The 23507-nt window shown below is 50.6% G+C and carries 17 protein-coding genes; 2 read left to right on the top strand and 15 right to left on the bottom strand.

Features of this window, described 5'->3' with window-relative positions; translation table 11 throughout:
* Positions 1 to 115 precede the first annotated feature (115 nt).
* Both EOE67_RS08915 and EOE67_RS08920 read left to right on the top strand, forming a co-directional pair.
* On the top strand, positions 116 to 3088 hold the full coding sequence (locus EOE67_RS08915; protein ID WP_127698756.1) for an InlB B-repeat-containing protein: 2973 nt from the start codon (positions 116 to 118) through the stop codon (positions 3086 to 3088).
* 127 nt (positions 3089 to 3215) lie between these two features.
* Positions 3216 to 4313 carry a hypothetical protein gene (locus EOE67_RS08920; RefSeq protein WP_127698757.1) on the top strand — a complete coding sequence of 366 codons (1098 nt, stop codon included), beginning with the start codon at positions 3216 to 3218 and terminating at the stop codon, positions 4311 to 4313.
* 28 nt (positions 4314 to 4341) lie between these two features.
* Here the strand turns inward: EOE67_RS08920 and EOE67_RS08925 are convergent, their stop codons facing one another.
* The 15 genes from EOE67_RS08925 to EOE67_RS08995 form a co-directional block, all read right to left on the bottom strand.
* Entirely contained in the window at positions 4342 to 5490 is a 1149-nt protein-coding gene (locus EOE67_RS08925; RefSeq protein ID WP_127698758.1) for a DegT/DnrJ/EryC1/StrS family aminotransferase, read from the bottom strand.
* The gene (locus EOE67_RS08930) at positions 5487 to 6635 is read right to left on the bottom strand and encodes a carboxylate--amine ligase (protein WP_164852265.1); all 1149 of its coding nucleotides are present in this window, start codon (positions 6633 to 6635) and stop codon (positions 5487 to 5489) included. Before EOE67_RS08930 ends, EOE67_RS08925 begins: the two co-directional genes overlap by 4 nt.
* On the bottom strand, positions 6635 to 8140 hold the full coding sequence (locus tag EOE67_RS08935; RefSeq protein ID WP_127698760.1) for a lipopolysaccharide biosynthesis protein: 1506 nt from the start codon (positions 8138 to 8140) through the stop codon (positions 6635 to 6637). Before EOE67_RS08935 ends, EOE67_RS08930 begins: the two co-directional genes overlap by 1 nt.
* Before the next feature lie 12 nt (positions 8141 to 8152).
* Positions 8153 to 9400, bottom strand: coding sequence for a glycosyltransferase (locus EOE67_RS08940; protein ID WP_127698761.1), 1248 nt, complete (start codon positions 9398 to 9400; stop codon positions 8153 to 8155).
* The gene (locus EOE67_RS08945; RefSeq protein ID WP_127698762.1) at positions 9400 to 10425 is read right to left on the bottom strand and encodes a polysaccharide deacetylase family protein; all 1026 of its coding nucleotides are present in this window, start codon (positions 10423 to 10425) and stop codon (positions 9400 to 9402) included. Before EOE67_RS08945 ends, EOE67_RS08940 begins: the two co-directional genes overlap by 1 nt.
* Positions 10404 to 11621 carry a hypothetical protein gene (locus EOE67_RS08950; protein WP_127698763.1) on the bottom strand — a complete coding sequence of 406 codons (1218 nt, stop codon included), beginning with the start codon at positions 11619 to 11621 and terminating at the stop codon, positions 10404 to 10406. Before EOE67_RS08950 ends, EOE67_RS08945 begins: the two co-directional genes overlap by 22 nt.
* Before the next feature lie 30 nt (positions 11622 to 11651).
* The gene (locus tag EOE67_RS08955) at positions 11652 to 12659 is read right to left on the bottom strand and encodes a polysaccharide deacetylase family protein (RefSeq protein WP_127698764.1); all 1008 of its coding nucleotides are present in this window, start codon (positions 12657 to 12659) and stop codon (positions 11652 to 11654) included.
* Positions 12656 to 13993 (bottom strand): putative O-glycosylation ligase, exosortase A system-associated, encoded by a 1338-nt coding sequence (locus EOE67_RS08960; RefSeq protein ID WP_164852266.1) that lies wholly within the window; start codon positions 13991 to 13993, stop codon positions 12656 to 12658. The genes EOE67_RS08955 and EOE67_RS08960 overlap by 4 nt, the downstream gene beginning before the upstream one ends.
* A 111-nt stretch (positions 13994 to 14104) precedes the next feature.
* Positions 14105 to 15475 carry a phenylacetate--CoA ligase family protein gene (locus tag EOE67_RS08965; protein WP_240652761.1) on the bottom strand — a complete coding sequence of 457 codons (1371 nt, stop codon included), beginning with the start codon at positions 15473 to 15475 and terminating at the stop codon, positions 14105 to 14107.
* The gene (locus EOE67_RS08970) at positions 15468 to 16559 is read right to left on the bottom strand and encodes a glycosyltransferase family 4 protein (RefSeq protein ID WP_127698766.1); all 1092 of its coding nucleotides are present in this window, start codon (positions 16557 to 16559) and stop codon (positions 15468 to 15470) included. The genes EOE67_RS08965 and EOE67_RS08970 overlap by 8 nt, the downstream gene beginning before the upstream one ends.
* Positions 16559 to 17770, bottom strand: coding sequence for a TIGR04063 family PEP-CTERM/XrtA system glycosyltransferase (locus tag EOE67_RS08975; RefSeq protein ID WP_127698767.1), 1212 nt, complete (start codon positions 17768 to 17770; stop codon positions 16559 to 16561). Before EOE67_RS08975 ends, EOE67_RS08970 begins: the two co-directional genes overlap by 1 nt.
* A 12-nt stretch (positions 17771 to 17782) precedes the next feature.
* Positions 17783 to 19669 (bottom strand): XrtA/PEP-CTERM system amidotransferase, encoded by a 1887-nt coding sequence (locus EOE67_RS08980; RefSeq protein WP_127698768.1) that lies wholly within the window; start codon positions 19667 to 19669, stop codon positions 17783 to 17785.
* 70 nt (positions 19670 to 19739) lie between these two features.
* Complete coding sequence (locus EOE67_RS08985) at positions 19740 to 20843, bottom strand: TIGR03088 family PEP-CTERM/XrtA system glycosyltransferase (RefSeq protein ID WP_164852267.1); 1104 nt, start codon at positions 20841 to 20843, stop codon at positions 19740 to 19742.
* A complete protein-coding gene (xrtA, locus tag EOE67_RS08990; protein ID WP_127698770.1) occupies positions 20840 to 22300 on the bottom strand; it encodes an exosortase A in 1461 nt (486 codons plus the stop codon). The genes EOE67_RS08985 and xrtA overlap by 4 nt, the downstream gene beginning before the upstream one ends.
* Positions 22300 to 23505, bottom strand: a complete 1206-nt coding sequence (locus tag EOE67_RS08995) for a TIGR03087 family PEP-CTERM/XrtA system glycosyltransferase (RefSeq protein WP_127698771.1) — start codon at positions 23503 to 23505, stop codon at positions 22300 to 22302. The genes xrtA and EOE67_RS08995 overlap by 1 nt, the downstream gene beginning before the upstream one ends.
* Positions 23506 to 23507: the final 2 nt, after the last annotated feature.

Here is a 23507-nt window from a genome sequence, read left to right on the forward strand (position 1 = left end):
GGGCAGGCTGTAAAGAATTGCGCAAACTGCGGATTCAACCCGAACTAAAGCCAGATGTGGCATACTAAGGGTCTACAGCGGTAAATTCTGTTTTGCTAATTGAAGGGAAGGCCACATGATCCGGGGAATTTTTATAGCCATGTTGGGCTTGTTCAGTTTAAGTGGTTGCGGCGGTGGCGAAACCACAGCTGAAACACCAACACCACCGACGCCAGTAAGCGTAAAAACCGTACAGCTGGCGATCAACGGATCCGGCGCCGTCCAAAGCTCCACCGGCCAAACCTGTCGCGTAAACTGCATCATCGAAACCCAAAGTAGCAGTTTGCAATTAGAACCCAAAGCAGATGACGGCGCGCAGTTTGCCGGCTGGTTAAACGATTGCAACGGCACCGCCGCCTGTACTCTCAACCTCAGTTCAGTCAGCAAAGCGAACGCCACAGCGGTGTTTCAGCCACGGCCGGTTATGCTTAAAGTGGTTGTGATTGGCACCGGACAAGTGCAGATCAGTGGTCAGCAGTTACCATGCCGTGAACAATGTGAATATCCAATTCCATTTGGCACGACACTCACCTTTACCGCCAGCCCGCTCAGCGGGGCTACCTTCGGCAGTTGGAGCAGCCTTTGTGGTAATGCCCAGGGCCAAAGTTGTACTGCAACCATTAATCAACCACAGACTTTAACCGTTACGTTTGACCCTCCTGTTGCGCAGCAAGCCGTCACGTTAAATGTGATAGGGCTTGGCAAAATCACCTCAACTGCATTAAACACCCCTTGTACCGGCAGTTGCAGTGTGAATGTACCCGCCGGCACAGTGCTGGCATTGAATGCGGTACCGGATGCGGCGCAGCAGTTTGTGGGCTGGAGTGATCCATGTCAGGCATTGCCGGCTTGTTCGCTGACTGTCACGGCACCTGTAACCCTGACCGCGCGTTTTGCACCCATAGCGACGTCCCAGGTCGATGACAGCAACTTTGTTACTGTGACCAATCCGCAAAGCACCGCGCTGCAGAATTATCCACTACAGTTTGCCCGGCCTTTTGTCGCTGGCGAAATTGCCCAGTTCCCGCAGTTGACGCTGAATGGTCAACCATTACCAACGCAGGCAGATGTGAAACAACGCCACCCGGATGGCTCAGTGCGACATGCCATCATCAGCACTGTACTCCCAACCGTTGCCGCCGGCGCTTCACTGAAGCTGAATTTTATCAACCAGGCGACGGGGCGGCAGCAAGGCGCGCCAAACAAAACCGCCATGTTAGCAGCGAATTACAACTTTGATGCAACGATTGAAGCGAAGTTTGCCGATCTGCCGCTGCACGCTGTTTCGGCCAGAGCAATGTTGCAGCAGGATAAATTCAGCTACTGGACTCAGGGCGATATCGCCACCACTATTTTACTGGTTGATCATAGCGTCGATCGGCCGTTCGACTTTGGGGCTGATCAGCATCGTTCAGTGCGACCGGCATTTTATGCGACATTCTGGCCAGCGCTAAACAAGGTGCAAGTGCGATATGTCGGCGAAATTACCAATTCGTTGGTGTTGCAGGATCAACTGTACGATGTAACGCTTAAGGGCGGTCAGCTCAATCCGGCAGTGCTTTATCAACAAGCGGCCTTACCGCATCAGGCAATGACCCGTTGGACCCGGCAGTTCTGGCTTGGCGAACAGCTGCCGGTGGTATCGTTAAATCATCAGCTGGCCTATTTGAGTAAAACGCGGCTGGTGCCTAATTTTGATAGCAGTCGCGAAATCTCTGACGCTACCATTCAAACCCAATATCAAAGCTGGGAAAATAAAGACAGTGCACTTTATGACGGCGGATTGTGGGCAAAACCAATGGCGAATGCCGGTGGCCGGCCTGATCTTGGTTTATACCCGGCTTGGACAGTGCGTTGGTTCTATTCCGGAGACTGGCGTTTGACTGAAATTGCATTACGCCAGGCAGAACTCAGTGGTTCCTGGCCGTTTCATGTGCGGGAAGGCGATGCCAGCCGTACCTTTGATGAAGCAAAAACTGTTAGTGGTTTAGGTAAAATTCTGTCGATTAACCAAGGTGGTCGGCCTACGGCCTGGATCCCAAGGCTGAACTGGCATGAAACGGCGGCCAATGACAAAATCCAGCCGCTTGTGCCTTTGGTTAATTCCGGCTGGCGGCCAGATGTACCCCATCATCCTGATTTGGCATCCGGCCAGTACCTGTTGACCGGTGATTATTATTTCCTGGAACAAAGTTTGTTTTCAGCGGCTTATACCACGATGGACAACAACGCCGCCGCTAAAAGCTCAACTTTAGGCCGTGGCCCAACCGGTAGCGAAGGTGCGTTGTATTCTGGCGAAACCAGAGGCCAGGGCTGGGCATTGCGTACCAGAGTTCACACCGCCTCCATTACGCCAGATGCGATGCCGGAGCAGCAGTATTTTGTGAGCTTGACCAACAAAGCGTTAGCGATTTGGGAAGGGATGTACAACGTCACTGATACGCCGAACAAAGACAACGCACTGTGGACATTCGGCCGTAACACCATAGCCCCAAAAGAATTTGTGTATGCGGCGGGCGCGGTGTCGCCGTTGGGGCAGTGGGTGCATGGCGATAAATTTGCGACCAGTTATGTCAGTGAATATTACGATATGAGCAAAACAGCCAATGGCGCCTCGCCGTGGATGACGCACATTGTGGTGTTGGCGCTCGGGCGTGCGGAAGAGTTAGGTTTTGCTGCAGGACCAATGAAACGTTTTGTCGGTCGGGTGCTGGCTGGACCAGCACTAGAAACCGGTTTTGCACTGGAATTATTGTCTGCCTACCGGCAACCAAGCATTACTCAGCCTGATGGAGGCTGGTATCAAAGTTGGTTGGCGGTGCAGGATGGCTATTTGCCAGCCTATCGATTAGAGACATTTAATCGTTATCAATTAGGTGGTTATATTGATGCCGAGTTTGGATACGATGTGATGGTGTGGGGCACTGCTTCTTATGTCACTGATCTGCCGGGCGGCGAAATTGTCTGGCAGTTTTATCATAACCGCTTAAAAGACCGGATCAGTTTTAACAACAATCCGAAATGGGCAATTTTACCGCGGCGTGATTAAAATCGATTGTGGTACCCACTGACCAGAATCGAATGCTGTAGAAAAAAATGCTGTAGAAACAAAAAACGCAGAGCAAACAAAAAAGGACCTGATGTTGGCGCGAAATGATGTGATACATGAGCAGGCTGTGGCTAAAAACATTGTGGTTGACCAAGGCATGGTCGTGCATTGGTCTGATCAACACAGCTGTTTATGTAGCAAAGACTTATCCATTTATCGTTTTGACTATCAAAGCAAGCAGCTGAAGTTTTTATGCCAGTTACCGGCCAAAGATCAAAGCCTGAAAGGCCAGTTCAAGTACAGACTCGCCCGCAGTGCTTTGGTGCAGCTGTTACGCCCCTCGGCCGGTATCGGCCATCTATTGCAACTTGCCAATGGTGATATTCTGGTGGTATTTGACCGGGTGTACCTGTGCCAAAACCTGCCGCAAGGTTATCAGGTGAAGGTGCTGCCGTCGGCAGACTTTGGGCGTTTTGCCACGCCGTTACGCGGTGGTTTGGCGGTGCATGAACAAAGTCAGTTGGTTTATTTCGGGGAATACCTGAATGGGCATAGCCGGGACATTCGGATCATCCGGGTTGATCCGCAGGCAGGCACGACCACCTGCTGCTGGCAGTTTAGCCGCGCCGAAATTAAGCATGTGCATGCCATACATTACGATCGGTATCGGAACCGGCTTTGGGTGCTGACCGGTGACACCGACCAAGAATCAGCCTTTTATTACTCCGACGATGAATTTCAAACTTTGCATAAATTTGCCGGTGGCAGCCAGCAATGGCGGGCTATTGCGTTGCTGATTTATCCGGATGCTATTGAATGGGGCATGGACGCCGGCCAGGACGCTGCAGCTGACTGTATCAATAAAATTTACCGTTATCATTTTGCGACTGCTGAAGTAACTGAACAAGCCATCGTCGGGAATCCGGTATATGCAGCTGTGGCGCAGGCGGATGGTGCTGCGGTCATGGCGACCAGCTTTGAGCCAAAACGGCTGCAGGCGACCATCCCTTGTGCCGAATTATGGTATCGGTCTGCCACAGGACCTTGGCACAGTATTGCAAAATTCGAATATGAAAAACGACAGCGCAGTGGTGTCAGTTTGTATGGCATGGTGTATTTGCCCAGAGGCGAATTACCGGCGAATCAAATCATGGCTACGCCGGTTAATAGCCAGACCGACGATTATTGTGCCATGTTGTTGCAAGGTCCATTTACCAATAACTAATGCCGTGGAAGTGCATCATTTCTGGGTACTACGATGACACAAGCCGCTGATCAAGCAAGCGCAACTGGTTGAGCAGGGTGGTAAGTTCCGCTGGTTGCAACCCTTGCCACGGAAGTTCCAGTAAACCGGAAGTCATGCTGCCATCAAAACTTTGGCTGCTATTGCCATAGGTGGTTTTGGTTTTGATGCCGAGTTCCAAACAGGTTTTGGCAAGTTTGGCTGGTGCGACCTTGGGTGATCGTACAATTAATCTGGTCAAATAGCGGCCAGCCTGTAACTGTGGAAACTGCAACTGCTCTAAACCGGCCAGTGCTTCTGCGGCAATTGTCGCTTGTTGTTGTAAGTATTTGACGCGACTTGGTAAAGTTTCAAACTGCTTCAGCGCGACTGCCGCATCAGGTGCTGCTATGGCATAACCATCGGCATAAGATGTTGCGACAGTCCGGCCCAACTTTTTGCGCAGCAGTTGGCTCAGTCGCTGTAGGTAATAGTCGATACTATTGGCGATACCATCGTGCTGGTAACTGGCCCAAAAATGCCACAACGGCCACAGTCGGCTCCAGCCTGAGGTTGGTTTTAACGGCACATCGATGTTCAATGCAGCTGGATACAACAGCACGCCGCCTGAGCCTTGCACGCCACTGACAATGGTTTTCGCTTGGGCGAAGCTAATCACCCCAAAATCACCAAAAGTCCCCAGCAGTCTGCCATCGGCTTCGATACCGGCGACTTGCGCCGCATCGTCAATTAACAGCACCTGATGATGACGGCACATGGTTTCGATGTCACTGATAGCGGCGGCAGCACCGTACATATGCGGTAAGATCACCGCCAGAGGTTGGCGTTCCAGCAACGCCGAAAGCGCCTGTGGGCACATATTCAGCTCGTGATTGACCGCCACCGCCATTCCGGTAAACCCGGCGTCGGCAATCGCTTGTGGCACACTGGTACAAATATATTCCGGATAAAGCACCAGTTGGCGTTGTGGCTGCTGAGTTGCGGCATAACGCAACGCAATACGAATACCGGCGCGGGCCGAATTAAGCAGCAGCACCTGGCGCTGATATTGTTGTGCCAGCTGTTGTTGTAGTTGTGGTATCGCTCGTTGACTGAACAAAGCTTTAAAAAAGGCTGCGAGTTCACCATTGTGCCAAAGTGCGACTTTAAATTTGATCATGACAGCTTTCTTTTCAGCCGGCGCCAGAAAGACATCAGGCCTGGTGTTGGATCCGACCAACGCCAGACAGCGGCAACTCGCTGATAATCCAGGCAAAGCACATTTGGCCCGCCATTGGCCAGTGCATTGGCATCGGCGATTTCGTCATACCAGACGACTTTTTTGGAAAAAGCGTGTTGAGGGGCTGTCGCATGTGCGATGGATTGGCCTGCCAAACTAGCCACCATCGCTGCCAGCACATTACTACCGGCCAAAGTGGCTATTTCATGTTGGTAATCGGTGCGACCGACGGTCGGCTCAATCATATAAAAGCCACCACGCTGTGCATCAAATTTAAATTCCATGCCCATTTGTCCAACATAACCAATAGCCTGACAAAATTTCACGGTTTTTTCGGTGAGTTCAGTGGCTGCTTCCGGCGCTGCGGTACAGCTGGCGGTTCCGCCGACCTGCAACGGCCAGGAACGTAATTTGCGCCCGGTAAAGCTGCTAAGCAGTTGGCCTTTGGCATCGAAGTACGCCAGACAGAAATAAATGTCGCTGTCGGCGCCTTCCAACCATTCCTGCACGATCATCTGCGGCATTACCGCGGCGATGGCCGGATATAAACTTGCGACTTCTGCCGCCGAGCTTACTTTATAGGCTTTTTTAAACTGGCGGCTGTAGGCTTCATTTTGCTCTAACGGCTTAAAAACACAGGGATAATTGAGATCGTCAATCAATGCCAAATCTGCTAATTGTGACAAAATCCGGCCTTGCGGAATAGCAGCGCCGACCTCATTGGCCAGCTGTTGAAAACCGGATTTTGACTGCAGCGCCAGCAACATGGCCGCGTCACAAAATACAAAATGATAAAAGGGTGCCAGACGCTCACGAGCGGCACTCACTTGCACCACGGTCTTTTCTTCGGTCAGCAGCAGCACCGGTTTGTTGCCGGAAAAGCGGGCAGCCAGCTGTATTAATTCATCAACCACGGTCGGCGCTTTGGTGTCGGCAGAACGATGTTTCTGGCCCCAACGGCTATGCCAGGCGGGCGCTTGTTCACTATCACACAACAAATGCAGTTCACAATGGGTCAGCGAACGTAACACGCCTAATGCATTGGCACTGCCACCAACCACCAACACCGGAATTTTTGCGCTCATCATTGTTGCTCCTTCAACCGGTTAAAGGGCCAGCGCTGTAATTTCTGTTTCGAAACGCCAAGCTCCTGCAGTACTTCATAACAATCCCTTAAACCACTTTGACGGATATACACCAAAAACAGCAAATATCCGAGCAGGCCAACAAAGGTTTTGCCGAGCAGCAGCCATAGCAGATGGTCAAAGCCAAAATGCACTGAGCCATAGTGGAAACTCAGCACCAGCACAGCCATCCAGATACAGGCTTCGACCGGAGTTTGCAGCGCTTTTAAATAACGGCGCATGGAGAAATCGAGGTGAATTCTGGCGGCGTAAAACAAGTAAATGGACGATAAAGGGTAAGAAATGACCAATCCAATCGCGACGCCAACTAAGCCACCGTACACAGCGCCAAAATAGACGCTGATCGGAATGACGACAGCACATAACGAGGTATAACGCGCCGTGATATTGGCTTTACCAATCGAGATAAAAGCCTGGGTAATCAATGGGTCTACCGATTTAAACAGACCCAGAATACATAAAATCTGCAGTGGGAAAATCGCTTCCAGCCAGTTTGGGCCCAATAACACCGGTACCAGTTCCGATGCCGTTAACGCCATCCCGGCCATCACCGGAAAACCAATCAGCGCAATGCCAGACGTCAGTCGACGCAATGCGTTGTCAAGGCGGGTTAAGTCCTGCTGCATTTTTGAAAAGAGCGGCGAGGCAATCTGGATCACCATGCTGGTAATGTGCGAAGTCGGCAGCGCAGCCAAGGTTGCAGCCATCGAATAAACCCCAAGTTGTTGTGGGTTCAGGACTTTACCGATGATTAGGGTTTTTGCATTGTTGTAAAAGTACCAGGTCAGGCGTGAATAGGTGACAGTCGCGCCAAATTTCATTAGATCGGTGGCGGCGCCGATATTGCCAAAACGACTTGGCCGCCAGTTGCTGAAATACAAAATACAGATGGTTTTAAATAGCTGTGACGCCACAAAACCCCAGGCCAGCGCCCACACCTGATAACCCAACCAGGCCAGTACCAGGGTGATGGCACATTGCATTAAGATCATCACAAATTCGATGCCGGCATAAATTTTAAAGCGCATTTCGCGGGCGATCAGGGCGTCCGGTACCGTGGCAACAGCACCAATAATAAAGGTCAGCGCGATAAACCGCAGTACATCGGTCAACACTTCATGTTCGTAATAGCTGGCGATGGCCGGACTGGCAAAATACAGCGCCCCATAAAGCGCTGAACTAATCAGCAGCGCCAAGGTGAAACAACCATTTAATTGCGTCTGGTCGATATCCAGCCGCTGCTTGATGGCACTGCCTAAACCGATTTCATTAAAAAATCCGATAAAACCGACAATCACCATCACAATGGCCATCAGACCATAGTCTTCCGGCGTCAGGAGGCGGGCCAAGAGCAGCGTATTGACAAAAGAAATCAGTTTGCCGGCGCCTTTACCGACACCTAAGTACATCAAGCCTTGTAGTGTTTTGTTTTTAAGTTGGTCCACAATAATTCCAGTTTAATCTACGAGCAGGCTTTGCATCAGCGCGGCGAGTTGCACGGTACGAGCGCGACGGCTATAGCTGTTGGCGGTTGCTGTATCCAGTGGCGCGCTAAAATGTCCGGCTAATAAAGCGCGGATAGCTGATGCCAGTTCAGCGTCTTGCCAAACCCGCCAACAGTTGGGTAGTTCGCGACAGGCATTGGCAGTAGCGCTGCCATCCGGGCAAATAGCCAACAGTGGTTTTTGGCTCTGAATATAATCGTACAGCTTGCCGGGTATTTGATACTTAAAAATTTCGTCCTGGATCAGCATATTGGCCGAACATTGTTGCATTTCGGCAACCGCTTGCTCAAAAGCAATGGCCGGCGCGAATTCGACCAAATCGGCAATATCGTGTGCTGCCAGCTCTTTGGCGTAGCGCTCCGGTTTAGCACTGCCACGAAAACGCAGCACAAAGTTTTGCTGATTGATCAGTTGTTGTTGCTTGAGCTGTTGCAACACCCGAAAAATGCCGTTGATATCACGGCCATTGCCATACAAAGCACCGCTGTATAACAAGGTAAATTTATCTGGTACCAGTGCTGCCGGTGCGGGCAGCGGTACAAAACCATTTTCAATCACGCAGAATTTATCGCCGGCTTGTTCCGGATAAATGCTGCGATACAAATCCGCCGCCTCGTTACTCGTAGTGCAGACCTTGCTGGCACTTTGCACAATTTTGCGCTCCAGCAAGCGATTGATGGCGTTAAAGTGCTGATAAGCCGGATTATAGTGGCATTGAATAGGGTCGCGAAAATCGGCAATCCACGGCAAGTGATTGGTTTTAGCGAGCTTGCGGCCAATCAAGTGCGCGGTGAGCACCGGGTAAGTTGACCAGATACAGCCAATATCAAACTGCTCAATCAACTGTTGCCCGAGTTTGGTCGCATTAAAGTACCATGGCCAATAGCGATCCGGCAGCGCTAGCCAGTCGGGCGAGCGACCAGCGATCGAAAACAACCTGCTGGCGTCATACGCCTTAGCACGATAAATCCGGCCGGCCAGAGCGGGTGGGATCTGCAATTCGTGATCAAAACGCTGATAAATATCGCTGCTGGCAGTTAGAACTATTGGGTTCCAGCCCAGTTCCAGCAAATATTCAGCAAATCGATATGGGCGCTGCACACCAGCACTGCGTGCTGGCGGCATTTCCAGAGCAATCAGCAACACATTTCGATTGCCGGAGGATGGCGCGGGCGATATGCCGTCAAAGTCGCGCAGCATTAGCCTTTCACCTGTCGTTCGTGTCGCAGTATTTGCCGAATTAACGTCATAAACCCACAAAGTTCAGCTTCCAGCTCCAGAATATGTACGTCTTCACCATCCAGAATACGCGGGATTTGCAGCACATCGGTGCCATGGGCAAATAAGCCGGTTTTGGTGGTGGTGGCGGTGTTTACCTGATATTGCGCTAACCAGGGCAGATGCTTCGCATCATATTCACCGCTTGGATAACAGAAATGGCTGAGCTTTGCCGGATCCTGAAATTGCGCCAACCATTGCCGGTTGTCTTCCAGTTCCCGCCCAAACAATTCCGGCTGTAACGGGCTGCAATGGCGGTGCGTATGCAGTTGTAAATCCACATGATGTTGTTGCAACGCGCGCAGTTCTTCAATATTGAGTAACCGAAATAGTTGTTGCCCGTGGTGTTGTAACGACACCCCAAGCTGATCAGCCAGTTGCTGCAGGACCTCTGCGCGGTGAGCCGGCTCTTCGAGCTGATCGATCAGCGCACACACCTGTTTCACCAACTCGGCCGATGGCAAGTTGGCAATTGACCAGCTTTGGTCAACCGCCAGTTGCGGGATGGTCAATTGCAAAGTGGTGTTGCTGGTTTTCCACAACAGATAAGACAGTGCCACGTTCAGCACCGGAATTTGTTTGTCAGCGTAATAACTGGTGACATACAGCATCAACGGAAAATGATGTTGCGCCAGTTCCGGTTGCACCAGTTCAAAAGTGCCAGACCAACCATCGTCCATGGTGAGCACCACTTGCAATGGCTGCGGATTGGCCAGGGCTTGTTGCAGGGATACGACCTGATAGCGGCTGTTCGCCAGATAATTCAGCCGCTTCCCAAAAGTTTGTTTAGTCATAAACAATTTTGGCCGGAACAAATGTTCATCGGCGTAGGAAAAACCGTGATAGCACAACACCCGAACCCGGTCGCGGAACCACCAGCGGCAGAGCGCGAAGATGCCAAGCAGCCTCGCAACGGACAGTAAACTTAACTTAATTTGTTTACGCATGATCGTATCAGTTCCATCATAAAAGCTTTGGTGTTAAGCCAGGCCAGCTTGCGATCACCGGGATAATTTAAATCGGAATAAACGCCCGGATGTAAAAAATACAGGAAAAACCCCAGCAGACTTTTCAGCTTGGCGGGTGTTGCGACATCTGGATCACGTACTTTTGACAACATGTAGCCAAAATCCGCCGGTAGCGCATGACGGGCACGAATGATCCGGGTCAGTCGCACTGCTTGTGATGGCTTGGTTTTATTAAAAAAGTAGTCAAGGTGAATGGCGGGGAAATGTAAACCGGCCAGAATATCCAGGTTCAGCGCTGCCCAATATCTGGAATTGAGCTCAATAAAGTCAAAGGTCTGCGTCGCCGCGTCCCACTTGTACTCGACCATCGCCGGACCATTCCAGCCCAGCGCGTGCAGTCGCAGCACCGCATCGTCGTACATCGGTTGATGCCACCAGCTTTGGCGTAGCGCCGTTAAGCCGCCGGTATGCGGGTTTTCATGACTGGCAACCGCCATTGATTCGGCCAGAATGTGTCCATCCTGCATCAGTAAATTGACCGTTGCTTTTACGCCATGACTGCAATCCTGCAGCAGCACTTTGTCAAAATCGGCCAGTGCGGCGACGACTTTTTGCCGCGCAGCATCCCAATCTCGGGCTTTTGCCACTAAGGCTGCATCCCCTTGTTTACTATAAAAACCATCACCTTTGACAAAAAACGGCGCTGTCCAGTTGCTGGTATCTAATGCATCAAGCTCGGCTGCGTCGGTGATAATGGCAGTTTGGGAGATATGTTGCTTTAGGCGCTCGTCAGCGCTTTTCATAAACAAATCAAAAACATACACTTTAGATAAACAGCCGTACACCAGTTGTTCATCCTGCGGGATCGGCATCAAGGGCGCAAATTCGGCAAAATGATGTTTAATCGCCAGTAAAAAACCTTCGCTTGGGATAATAGCTGCTATTTGGTAGGTTCGGATAATCCCACGCAACCAGGGTAAATAATCAGCACTGTCATAGGCCGGACATTGGTGACCCTCGGTAGCAAAAGATGAGACGCAGCCCAAAGCATCGGCTTTGACCGATGCAGCATGAACCTGATAACCGTGCTGGCCTAACGAACGAACGACCGCAATCGCGCCCATTGAATCAGCCTGAGGGACCAGTACCGCTTGCTTCCATGCTGTCGCAGACATATTCATTTTCCACACTCACTTAGTGCCGGTTCAGCTGACATGCTGACGAACCCGGCTTTTGAAAAATTTAAAATGGTAGCGCTCGGCCAGGGCATTAATCGCCAGGCGCAAACAAAATTTGCCTGGACTCCGATCCCATGGCGTAAAACGTTTTAACTTATACACACAATCGATTTCCGGTTGCGCCACGCCCCATTCGGTCGAAAAAGCAGCTTTAAACCCCAAATCACGGACGATAGCCACATGATCGTCAGTAAAATCCTGTTGGTATTTACCATTGGGGTAGGCAAAAAACTCAATCGGGCTGTGGGTAATTTGTTCCAGCAACAATTTGCTATCCGATATTTCCTGCTGCGCTGTTGCCAAAGTTTCCAGTGCCAGAATAGGGTGGTGCACCGTATGGGCGCCGATCGTCATGCCGTTCTGATGCATGATGTTGACTTGTTCACGGGTTAGAAATTGGTGCAGATGCGCCGGACAATGACACTGCGCCAGGATGTCGTTAATCATCAGCTGGCGTTGCTGCAAAGTTTGATATTTGGTGAGTTCGGTAATAGCTGCAATACTGGCACGGCGTTGGACGGTGGTACCAATCAAAAAGGTGTTTTGTTGCAATTGCAGCCGCATCAGATCTTGTGGCGCATGGCAGATGGCATAGGAAATCTGATTCTCCCACAAATAACCTTGCTCAAGGCCAGCAGTGCTAATGAAGAAGGTCGCTGTCAGCTGGTGTTTTTTTAATAGCGGGTAAACATAAGCAAAACAATCATAAAAACCGTCATCGATGGTAATGACCACTGCGTTACGCGGCAGTTGTTTCGCTTGCGCCAGCGCAAAGGCTTCGGGTAGCGGCAATACTTTAAAATGTCGTTTTAACCAAACAAGCTGCTGCTCAAATAATTCCGGCGTTAACGCCTGCTCGGACGATAAATCGGCATTGGGCATCACCCGGTGATAATTAAGCACCGAGAAGCTTTTGGTGCCGGCAAACAAATTCAGCACTTTAATTCCGAGATTGAGTAACGGGGTAAAAATCATCCTGAGCCTTCCCTTGCAAACTGCGAGTTCGCGTTTGATGCCAGCGTTTGTTGGGCTGTCACCTCGCGTTTAATTATATTACTCATCACATGGCTGATTGCGAATAACGCAAACAACAAATCAAAATAGGCCAGGCTGACGGCAGCGCCTGCGACCACGTAGGCCACCAAGGACACCCTAATCATCGAGCTGAGCTTGACCATCGACGGGCTGACCGGGTGTGCTTTCAGCATTTTGGCGGTTTGTTTCGCCTGACTAAAAGCGAGGTAAATAATCAGTAAAAACAAGAACAATCCTAAGAAACCATGATCGCCCAACACCTGGAAATAAATACTGTGAGCTGCTTTGGCACCATCAAAATAGACGGTTGAGGTATCAAATAACCAGTTTAGATTGTGCTGCGGATCGTATTGGAACCAAATCGCATTCATCTGCCCGGCTTTAAAACCGCCGCCGGTGATATTGTCCATCGCCATTAAAATGGCTTGTTTCCACGCCATGATCCGACCCAAAAATGACATATCCTGGTCGGCGTTTTCAATGGTCGACATCCGCTCGTGCCAGCTCGCGGGCATATATTCCAGGCCAACATAAGCAATCAGCGGCACCACCAGCAGGTAGATGAATTTGTGTTTGCTATGAAACCAGAAGTAACCAGCGACGATGGTGATCCCGATAAAACCACCACGCGAACCTGAACCCAGCACACAAACGACCGCCATGATCAGCACTAAAGTTAAGCCGGCTTTCAGTATTTTATGCTGGGTGACACTAAGCAAATAAACCACCAGCGGGATCATCACAATAATACCAACCGCTAAGTCGTTCCGATCACCCAGCACATGGCTTGGCATACCAGCGAGAACGTGGCCACCGCCGGAACTGATGTATTTCAGGCCTTCGACGACCGAATAGAAACCCAGCGAAAACACCACCGCCCAAATCATGGTATTGATATGGGTTTCGGTACGCAAAATCGCCACTGCAAAAAAGTACAATAAGCAGATTTTGAAAAACTCAACCCATTCAGTCCAGACCACTTCCGGAATTGAAATGGTGAACAGGCTGGTAAAAAAGGTCCAGACGAGAAAACAAACCACCGCCCAACTCAGGCTATCCCACTGATTTTTCTGTTTTTCTTTCATCACCAAATAGGAAATGATCGCAGCGCCGACAATAATCAAATTGTAACGAATACCACTGGCAAAACCGTACACCCAGGCTTTTGGAAAAAACAACGCCACCCACAACCACATCGAAATACCGATAAAGGGTTTTTTAAAGCAGAAATACAAAATCATCGGAAAAATCAGCAGAAAAAACACATCACGCATCGTGTTTCTCCTGCTCATCAGCTTTGGCGTGCTCTGCATCGTCCTGTTTGGCGGCGAAATGGCACAGTGCCACCACGGCGATTAAATCCAGAGCAAACAAAATACTTTCCATCAGCCGGTCACCTTGCTGATCACATACCGATATTTCCCGGAAGCTTCGGCGGCTATCTCGTCGCGAAGGTCAAACTGGATTTGTACTTGCTGCCCAAGCCGGGCTTTTAAACCCTGTTCAATGGTTGCCAACAACGGCGCACTGTCGACGCCTGGTTCCAGCACCAGTTGGACTGAAGTTACCAGCAACGATTCCTGAACAATTTTAAAATTGCTGATGCCGTGCAATTCACGGATCACATAAATCAGTGCCAAACCATGCATCATGGTACCGTCGGCAGCCAGCACAAAATCGGTGCTGCGACCTTCAATTTGCTCCAATATCGGTAAACCACGGCCACAAGGGCAAGGATTTGGCGACTTGGTGGCAATATCACCGGTACGATAACGGATAAACGGAAAATCGCTGGTCGCCAGATGAGTGACGACGATTTCGCCGCTTTGCCCATCGGGCAGGCAGTTGCCATCTTTGTCGATGATTTCGACAATGATATCTTCTGCCGAAATATGCATATTGCCAGATGGGCATTGGTGCGCAATAAAACCAGCATCACGGCCGCCATAACCGTTGGCCACCGGTGCCTTAAATACTTGTTCAATCAACTCACGCTGGTAGGGATATAACCGCTCAGAAGTAACGAACACCACTTTAAGGCCAAGCTTGGTTAAGTCGATCTGATGTTGCTGCGCTGTTTTAGCAATCAGATGAAACACCGACGGATACCCAAATAACATCGCAGGTCTGGTGGTCTGAATGTGCTTGATAAACTGCAGCAAGGTGGTTTCGGTTAAATCAAACGCCGGAATTAACGTGGATCGGAACAACCGGTCGCGCCAGATTTTAATTTTATCTTGTTTATTCAGCTCAATCGGCGAGCCCCAGGCGACAATTTCTTTGTCACCAATATCAACACCCCACCAGCGGGTGGCGCGCCATTTTTCGGCAACATCGTGGCTGATCCGCTCGTTGCCGAGTAAAAACGTCAGTGGCGTGCCGCTAGAGCCGCCCGTGGTAAAAGGCCGGACGATCCCCGCATGCGCATGTTTTAATTCAGTAAAATGACCGCGAATGGCCGCTTTGTCTAAAAACGGCAGTTTGGCTAAATCAGCGGTGGTTTGAATATCCGAAGCTGACAAGCGCAGTTCGTGCATCAGCCGTTGGTAGTAGGGTACGTGCTGGCAAACATCGCGGATAAAGCCTTGCAACCTGTGTTGCTGCGCTTGCAGAATTTGCGCCTGACTCAGCCACTGCGATTGTTCCAGCTGCTGTTTGATTTGCACAGTGCGGTGTTTTTTCAAAAGCTCATGCAATGGAAATAAACAACCGGCGACAAAACTCGTGTAAAGGCGATCGAGCATCGGCTTAAGCATTGCTTTTCCCTCCTGGCAGCAGCTGTACATACTGCTGTTGCAGCAGCGCCCAGACGCGCGGCCAGCTAAATCGTGCAACATTGGCCAGCCCGGCTTGTGACAACTCGCTGGCATAGTCCGGCTGCTGCAACAATTTCATCATTTGCGCAGCCATTTGTGCCGGTTGTTGCGGCTCGACCAATAACGCATCAATGCCATCGGTCACCAGCTGTGGAATGCCGCCGCTGTTGGTTGAAACAATCGGCACCGCGCTCGCCATCGCTTCGATCAAAGAATTGGGTGTATTGTCGACCAGACTGCCGTTTAGCATCACATCAGCACTTTGATACAAAGCTGCCATTTGCGCTGGGGTTAACCGACCGCAAAATTCGACCTGGTTTAAATTCAGCTCACGCACCAGGTTTTGCAGCGCTGAAAGTTCCGGACCGGTGCCTGCGATAGTCAGCCTGGCTTGTGGCACTTGTTGCTGTACCTGAGCAAAAGCGCGGATCACGGTCGCCACATCGTAAATCTGTTCCAGATTTCGCGTCACGATAAAATGCGGTGTTTCCGGGCGCAGCTGTTTATTGCGGTGGGGCACAAATAAGCTGGTATCCAGCACATTCGGCACTATGACCGCTTCCATGCCATAACGATTAAACACTTGTTGCAAGAAGGTGGACGGCACCACGATCACCGCACATTTACGCAGCGCCCAGCTGACTTTTGTCCAGGACTTGGCAAAAAAACTGTCGGCATATCCACCGCGGTAATTCAGCACCACTGGTATATTTCGGTGCTTGGCAATCAGAATGGCCGGCACCGCGAATAAATGCCAGGACCAGCCGGAGTTCGCCATGATATGCAGTAATTGCACTTCGGGCGTTAGTTCACGGCGTAAAGTGGCGAAGTAACCCAACAGCCGAAACAGCGCTCTCAGCACCGGAATACCGGCCACCCAGGCGGGCTGATAAGGCGCATTGGTCTGAATAATCCGCACCGCAATACCTTCGCTTTGCAGCAGTTCCGCCAATTTTTCTGTCTGATTGGCCATGCCACCGGCTGGCGGCGGCAACGGGCCGGCAATGCACAGTTGGCGCAGCATCAGCGGTTTCCTGCCAATAACTGGGTATACAGCGGTAAATAATGGCTGACACTGACCCGCCAGTTGCGCACCTGCTCGACAAAATTGCGGCCCTGCACAATCACTTGTGGCCACTGCGCGCTTTGCTGCGTCAAGCGGATAATGGTATCGCTGAATGCCTGGACGTTATCTGCCGGAAACAAAAAGCCATTTTCGCCATCACGAATCAGTTCTTTATGGCCACCGACATCAGACGCCAGCACCAACTTGCCTTGCGCCATGGCTTCCAGCGGTTTGAGTGGGGTGACTAAATCGGTTAAGCGCATCGATTTACGTGGGTAAATCAGCAAATCAACTAGGCTGTAATATCGGTCAACAGAGCCATGCGGCACCCGGCCGGTGAAAATCACATAGTCGGATAGGTCAAGCTCTTTGGTTAGTAGTTGCAGTTGTTGTTGCTGCGGACCACCGCCGACCAGCAACAACCGCACATTCGGCTGCGCAGCAATCACCGCCGGTAAGGCTCGGATCGCCAAATCTAAACCTTCGTAGGCGTAAAAAGACCCCAGAAAGCCCAGCACTAAACAATCTTGTAAGCCCAATAGCTGTTCCAGTTCGTGGTCGCGACCGTTGGAGATTTGAAATTGTTCGATATTGACCGCGTTTGGGATCACAGTAAATTTGTCAGCAGCAAAACCACGGCTGACTAAATCCAGCCGTAAGCCTTCGCAAATAGTGGTGACGGCAGCTGCGCGTTTCACCACATAGTTTTCCATTTGCCGGGTCAGCTGATAACGTAAATCGCCTTCTTTGCAGGTGCCGTGATCAACTGCCGCATCTTCCCAGAAGGCGCGGATTTCATACACCACCGGCAAACCACAAATTTTTGCTGCCCGAAGAGCCGCCAAACCGTTTAAAGCCGGGGAGTGAGCATGCAAAACATCCGGTTTTTCAATGGCGACTGCCTGCAAAATCCGTTCGGTGAGCGGCTTAATCAAAGCCAGCTGATTTAAACCGGGAACTTTGGTCATCCAACCTTGTGGCTGGGCCGAGCGGTAAAACTTCAGGCCGTCGACCAGTTCTTCACCAGCTTCTGGATTGCCGTGTTTGGGGCTGGTGACATGACAGGTTTCAATACCCTGGGCACGTTGCTGCTGCAAAATAGCTCTGCTGCGAAAAGTGTAACCGCTGTGCAGTGGAATTGAATGATCAAGAATATGTAAAACCTTCACTAAGCCTGTCCTTTAAGCCGCCTGGCTTAGAAAATTTTCAAACATTAATAAAGTCCAGAGCGCGGTGCTGTGGTCGCTCTGGCCGGACTGATGCTCTTTCAGCCAAAGTGCGATGGTCTGCATGTTAAATAAACCACTTTGTTGCATCAGCTCGCTTTGCAAGCGGGTATTGACCTGCTGCTTTAACGCGCCGCGGAACCATTCGGCCAACGGCACCCGGAAACCCATTTTCGGCCGGTACAAAATATCGTTTGGCAGGTACGGTTCCATCGCTTTTTTCAGCACATATTTACCTTCGCCAGCGCGCAGTTTTTGCGAAGTGGGCACCTTGGCACACCATTCAACAAATTTATGGTCCAAAAACGGCACCCGTACTTCAAGGCTATTGGCCATACTGGCGCGGTCGACTTTGGTTAAGATATCGCCGACCAGGTAAGTTTTCAAATCAATATATTGCAACAAGGCTAATGGTTCGTCACCATCAAATTCTGCTTCGTAACGACGGAACAGTTCCAGGCTGTTGTAACCACCCAGCTGTTGCTTAAAGTCATCTGAAAACAGCGCATCCCGCTGATGTTGTTTCAGTAAAGAAATCCCATGCAGGTAACCTTCGACTAAATCCATCGCCAGCGATTGAAAAGTGGTTTTAGCCCGTAGCACACGAGGGGCCCAATCCAGTTTTGGATAGAGTTTACCCAGTGGCTTAAATACGGTTTGGCGTAACCAGGCCGGAACACGGTCACGCACTTGTTGTTCGGCCATCAGTAATTTATACCGACGATAACCGCCCAGCAGTTCATCAGCGCCATCACCCGACATACAAACCGTGACTTTACTGCGTGCCAATTCACAAACCCGATAAGTGGCAAGGGCAGAACTGTCGGCATAAGGCTCATCATAAAAATGTGCCAGTTTTGGGATCAGCTCATAATCGTCGGCTTTGACAATACGGCTATCGTGCTGGGTGTGATAACGCTCGGCAACTTGCTGGGCGTAGGCAGTTTCATCATAAGCGGCCACATCAAAACCAATGGAGCAGGTTTTGACCGGTTGGTCCGACATACCGGCAATCAAGGCGACAACGGCACTTGAATCCACACCACCGGACAAAAATGAACCCAGCGGCACTTCGGTCACTAAATGGCTGGCGATGGCGCTATTGAGCTCCTGCACTAATTGCTGCTGAAATTGTTCGTCAGTCAGTGTCAGCTGTTGTTTGAAACTCAGCCGCCAGTAAGTGGCTTGCACAGGCGTTGGTGCTGCAACTGACAATACCAGTGTTTCTGCTGGTGGCAACTTCGCCACCGAATGGAAAATGGTGTCTGGTTCTGCGATATAACCCAGGGTGAAATATTGTTCAATCGCTTTGGGCGACATGGTTTTATCCAAACCCGGCAATAGTTTTAAGCTTTTAAGTTCAGAGGCAAAATAAAAGGTGTCGCCGATGGTGGTATAAAACAGCGGTTTGATGCCAAGCCGATCCCGCGCCAAAAACAGGCGTTGCTCCTGTGCATCCCACAGCGCATAAGCGAACATGCCTTGCAGTCGTTCGACACAGGCATCACCCCATTGCATATGGCCGCGTAAAATAACTTCAGTATCGCAGCGAGTGTGGAAATGATGGCCAAGCGCTTGTAACTCTTCGCGCAGGGCAGGGAAATTGTAGATTTCACCATTAAAAATCAATACAAAACGGCCGGACTCGTCTTTCATCGGCTGTTGGCCGGCGGCTAAATCGATAATCGACAAGCGGCGATGACCCAGACCAATCCGCTCATCAATAAACTGATCACCTTCGTCCGGGCCACGGTGGAACTGCGCCTGATTCATTGCCGCCAGTAATTGCTGATCCACCGGTTGACCTGCTGCTAACCGGAACATGCCGACTATTCCACACATAGTTGTTCCCTAAAAGTTGTTCCCTAAAAGTTGTTCCGTAAAAGTTGTTTCTTAAAAGCAGAGTCGCACCTTAAAGGCGGACTGCCCGATACAGACTTAAATATTGCGTCACCATAGCCGGTTCGCTGAATTTTTCACAGACCCGCTGCCGACAAAGCTGACCTTGGCTCACGGCAAGTTCCGGTTGCTCAAGATAACGCTGCATGGCATTAGCGAGTGCTACCGGTGAGCTGGCAGCGACCAGGGTGCCGTGATCGGCCTGAATTAATTCCGGAATGCCACCAACCGCAGTCGCGACAATCGGCAAGCCACAAGCCATGGCTTCAAGCACAGTCATCGGAATGCCTTCGGCTAAAGATGACATCACAAAAACCTGGCTTTGTTGCATCAAAGCGGCAATATCCTGGCGTTCTCCAAGAAATTCGATGTGCTCGCCAATGCCAGAATCCATCGCTTGCTGCTGCAATTGCTGACGAAGTGGTCCGTCGCCAACCAATAACAACCGGCATGGCAAAGTCGATTGCTGGCGCAATAACGCAAATGCGGCAATTAACGTGGCTTGGTCTTTAATCGGGCTTAATCTCGCCACATGAATAAAGTCAAAGCCAGCATTTTTTGCCGCTGACGGATTAAAATTGTCGGTATTGATACCGTTGTAAATCAGCTGTACTTTTTTTTGTGGCAACCGGACTTGCTGCAACAACCACTGGTTTAAATCGTCACTGACCGCAATATAGCGCTGGACAAAGGGGCTGATTAGCCTGCGTAACCATTGATATTTTTTATTGTCGCCTTTGGGATCCGAGACATCCCGGCCATGTTCAGCATGAAAATGGCCGCGCACACCTGCTAACCAACTGATAGGGTGGTATTCAAGCGTCGCCAGGTTATAACTGTGCAAAATCGCCGGGCGTAACTCGCGTAATAATCGCCATAATTTCAGATGCACAGATAAATCAGCACCGGGCTTTTTACCCAGGCAATACACCGGTACGTCCGCCGGCAGCTGACTGGCAAAGCTGCTGGCGTGGGTCAGGCTGATGACCGCATGCCGAAAGCCTTGATTGGCCATGCCACGGATGCAGTTGAGCATCACCCGTTCCAGGCCACCGGTGTCCAGACAATAAATTAAATGCACCACCAAGGGCGGTTGTTTTGCTGCAGTTGAACTCACGACGATGGGCTACTTTGTGGTTGCATCTGCGTTTGCATCTGGGCTTGCATCTGAACTGCCAACTGCTCGAGCTTGGCTAAATCCAGCTGTTCAATGCTGATCGGAACCGAAATCGCGCGCACGCCGGATACCGATGAGTCGCCTTGCAACAGGCTCAGCACCTGATACAACTTGGCCCATTTGGTATCGACCGTTTGCCGTTGACCAATCTGATACCAGAACAAAATACTGCGGGATTGACCGAGGTGATTTTTCAGTTCGACGAGCCGGTAAGGTTTTTCTGCAAAGCTGATGTCACGCTGCTTCAGCACTGTCCATTGTTTAGTGGAATACAGCCAGTTAGCCCAGGTAATCATTTCACCTTGCTGCTGCTTGTGGCCATAATCGGCGCTGAACACTTGCCAATTGTCGGTATTCTCACCCTGAGTTCGGGTCAAACCATCACGAAAGCTGACCTGCCAATCCGATGTTTCGACAGCGCTGAAACCCGCAGGTAACGCCGCTGCCGCAGGTTTTTCCGGCGCAATGGTCAGCTGGACTTGCTGGCTCAGGATAAAGGTCACTGTGAGCAATCCAAAAAAGCCAGCCAGTGGCATGAGTTTCATTGGGGTGGCTGCAGTATGCGTATTGGCTGGTTTTGCGGTGGGCTCGGCATCGGCAAAACGACCGCCTAGCCAAAACATTACAAACATCACCACGCCAAAAAACAACCAACCGTAAATATAATGATCAGCACCAAAACCGTATTCCATCTTGGAGACTTCGGCAATCCAAATCAGGAAAAACGCCCGAAAGCCATTGGCAAGGATTGAAAATGCCAGTAGTGACAGCATAAATAGCAGATGCTTGTACCACTTGCGGTAAGTCAGATAACAAAACAGGGTGCCGATGGCCACCGAAGCGATTAAAAACCGCAGACCGGAACAGGCGACCGCAACTTCAAACTGACCGATTGGTGTTGCCAGATATAAACCTTCGCGAAATACCGGCACGCCGGCCCACTGCAGCATCGCCACACTTAAACTGGCAGTAATGTCTTGCAGCGGCGGGTTTAGCGCTTCGCCAAAAGGCACCATAAAAATCAGGTAAAACAGCGGAAACAGCAGTTGTTTTGACAGCGCCAGGCCGAGCAAAGTAGCAAGGCCAAGCTGCAGCAGGATCACCGCACTAAAGTGAGATAACGCATTGGTATCTGAGGCAAAACCAATCAGCCACACCAGCAGCACCGGCAACATCAACAGCAATGGCCAGGCACTGGGTTTGGGGCTGAAGTTGATCAGCTGACGCTGGTCGTAACATAACCATAACGCAATCAACGGGATCAGGTAACAGTGCATATAGGTGTCGGAACCACGCCACACCTGTTCCATATTTTGCAACGTAGGCCAGAACACCAGAGTCCAGCCCGCAATCAGCAACAGTAACCAGGCGCCAAATTTAATCTGTTGTTGCTGCATTAAGGCCTCCGAATCCACTGCTTCAGTGGTTCCAGCGTGGCTGCCCAGGTAAAGTTTTCGATAATCCACTGCCGGGCGCCGATAGTGGCAACAGGTTCTGCCAGCACATCCAGGCAATGGCCGGTAAATTCAGCAGCGGCATCGGTCTGGCGTAACCAGGCCGATTGGGGCGCATTAATGCCTTCCATCGCCATCGCCGTTGCGACCACGACTTTATTCATCGACATCGCTTCCAGCACTTTGTTCTGGATACCACGTGCGATCCGAAGTGGAGCGACCACGAGCAGCGCATGCTGAATATAGGGGCGAACGTCTTCGACCCGGCCGGTGACGACAATGCCGGGCAGTTTAGCTAAGTCTTTTACTTCTGCCGAAGGATTGCCGCCGACAATCATAAAATGCAGCTGCGGTTGTTGTTGCAAAATACCAGGCCAGACTTGCTCGGCAAACCAGCGCACGGCGTCAACATTGGCCCAATAATCCATGGCCCCGGTAAACACAATATAAGGCTTATCCAGCTCAAATTCAGCGGTGGCGAGGGGCAATTCCGGGTCGAAAAATTGTACGTCCACGCCATTCAGTAACGGCTGAATTTTTGGAGTCAATACGGCTGGCATTAAGGTGCGGAATAACGCTGCTTCATCAGGGGAGACAAATAAGCTGTGGTCAAAACGCTCACAATATTGCTGTTCAACTTTTTGCAGCAGCTGATGTTCGCGCTGATAAACCCAGCGCATCACACCACCATGATTGTCGGCGTATTGCCGCCATTTGTCGGAATCAACATCAACAAAATCAATCACCCGGTGTAACTTGCTGTACTGTGGTTTATCGACAAACTGCGCCATCGACGATGAAAACACCACCACCGTATCAATCTGGTAGTTTTCCAGCGTGTAATCGACCCAACGCTGTAATTGCACATCGGAATAATAAGGAATGGTGATCGGTTGCCCGGTCAGAAAGGCGGTTAAACCTTTCAGTTTGGCACGCCATTTTTTTTGTGGCCGGCATTTATATTCCACACACCACTGCGCCAGTTTGTCGACATACTGATAATCAAAATCGTCGTCAACAAAACAACCTAAATGCACTTCATACTGCTCAGACAAGGCTTTGAGCAGGTTAAACGAGCGTATTTTATCGCCTTTATTCGGCGGATAAGGGATGCGGTGGCACAGATACAAAATTTTTGACTTTGCCATAA

Source organism: Rheinheimera riviphila (genome assembly GCF_004005945.1).
GTDB classification, from domain to species: domain Bacteria; phylum Pseudomonadota; class Gammaproteobacteria; order Enterobacterales; family Alteromonadaceae; genus Pararheinheimera; species Pararheinheimera riviphila.

Coding starts and splice junctions, on each gene's coding strand:
- EOE67_RS08930 (WP_164852265.1), bottom strand. CDS start 6,635: ATGAGCGCAAAAATTCCGGTGTTGGTGGTTGGTGGCAGTGCCAATGCA.
- EOE67_RS08945 (WP_127698762.1), bottom strand. CDS start 10,425: ATGCGTAAACAAATTAAGTTAAGTTTACTGTCCGTTGCGAGGCTGCTT.
- EOE67_RS08950 (WP_127698763.1), bottom strand. CDS start 11,621: ATGTCTGCGACAGCATGGAAGCAAGCGGTACTGGTCCCTCAGGCTGAT.
- EOE67_RS08940 (WP_127698761.1), bottom strand. CDS start 9,400: ATGCTGCGCGACTTTGACGGCATATCGCCCGCGCCATCCTCCGGCAAT.
- EOE67_RS08970 (WP_127698766.1), bottom strand. CDS start 16,559: ATGCTGCGCCAACTGTGCATTGCCGGCCCGTTGCCGCCGCCAGCCGGT.
- EOE67_RS08915 (WP_127698756.1), top strand. CDS start 116: ATGATCCGGGGAATTTTTATAGCCATGTTGGGCTTGTTCAGTTTAAGT.
- xrtA (WP_127698770.1), bottom strand. CDS start 22,300: ATGCAGCAACAACAGATTAAATTTGGCGCCTGGTTACTGTTGCTGATT.
- EOE67_RS08980 (WP_127698768.1), bottom strand. CDS start 19,669: ATGTGTGGAATAGTCGGCATGTTCCGGTTAGCAGCAGGTCAACCGGTG.
- EOE67_RS08995 (WP_127698771.1), bottom strand. CDS start 23,505: ATGGCAAAGTCAAAAATTTTGTATCTGTGCCACCGCATCCCTTATCCG.
- EOE67_RS08960 (WP_164852266.1), bottom strand. CDS start 13,993: ATGCGTGATGTGTTTTTTCTGCTGATTTTTCCGATGATTTTGTATTTC.
- EOE67_RS08965 (WP_240652761.1), bottom strand. CDS start 15,475: ATGCTTAAGCCGATGCTCGATCGCCTTTACACGAGTTTTGTCGCCGGT.
- EOE67_RS08955 (WP_127698764.1), bottom strand. CDS start 12,659: ATGATTTTTACCCCGTTACTCAATCTCGGAATTAAAGTGCTGAATTTG.
- EOE67_RS08925 (WP_127698758.1), bottom strand. CDS start 5,490: ATGATCAAATTTAAAGTCGCACTTTGGCACAATGGTGAACTCGCAGCC.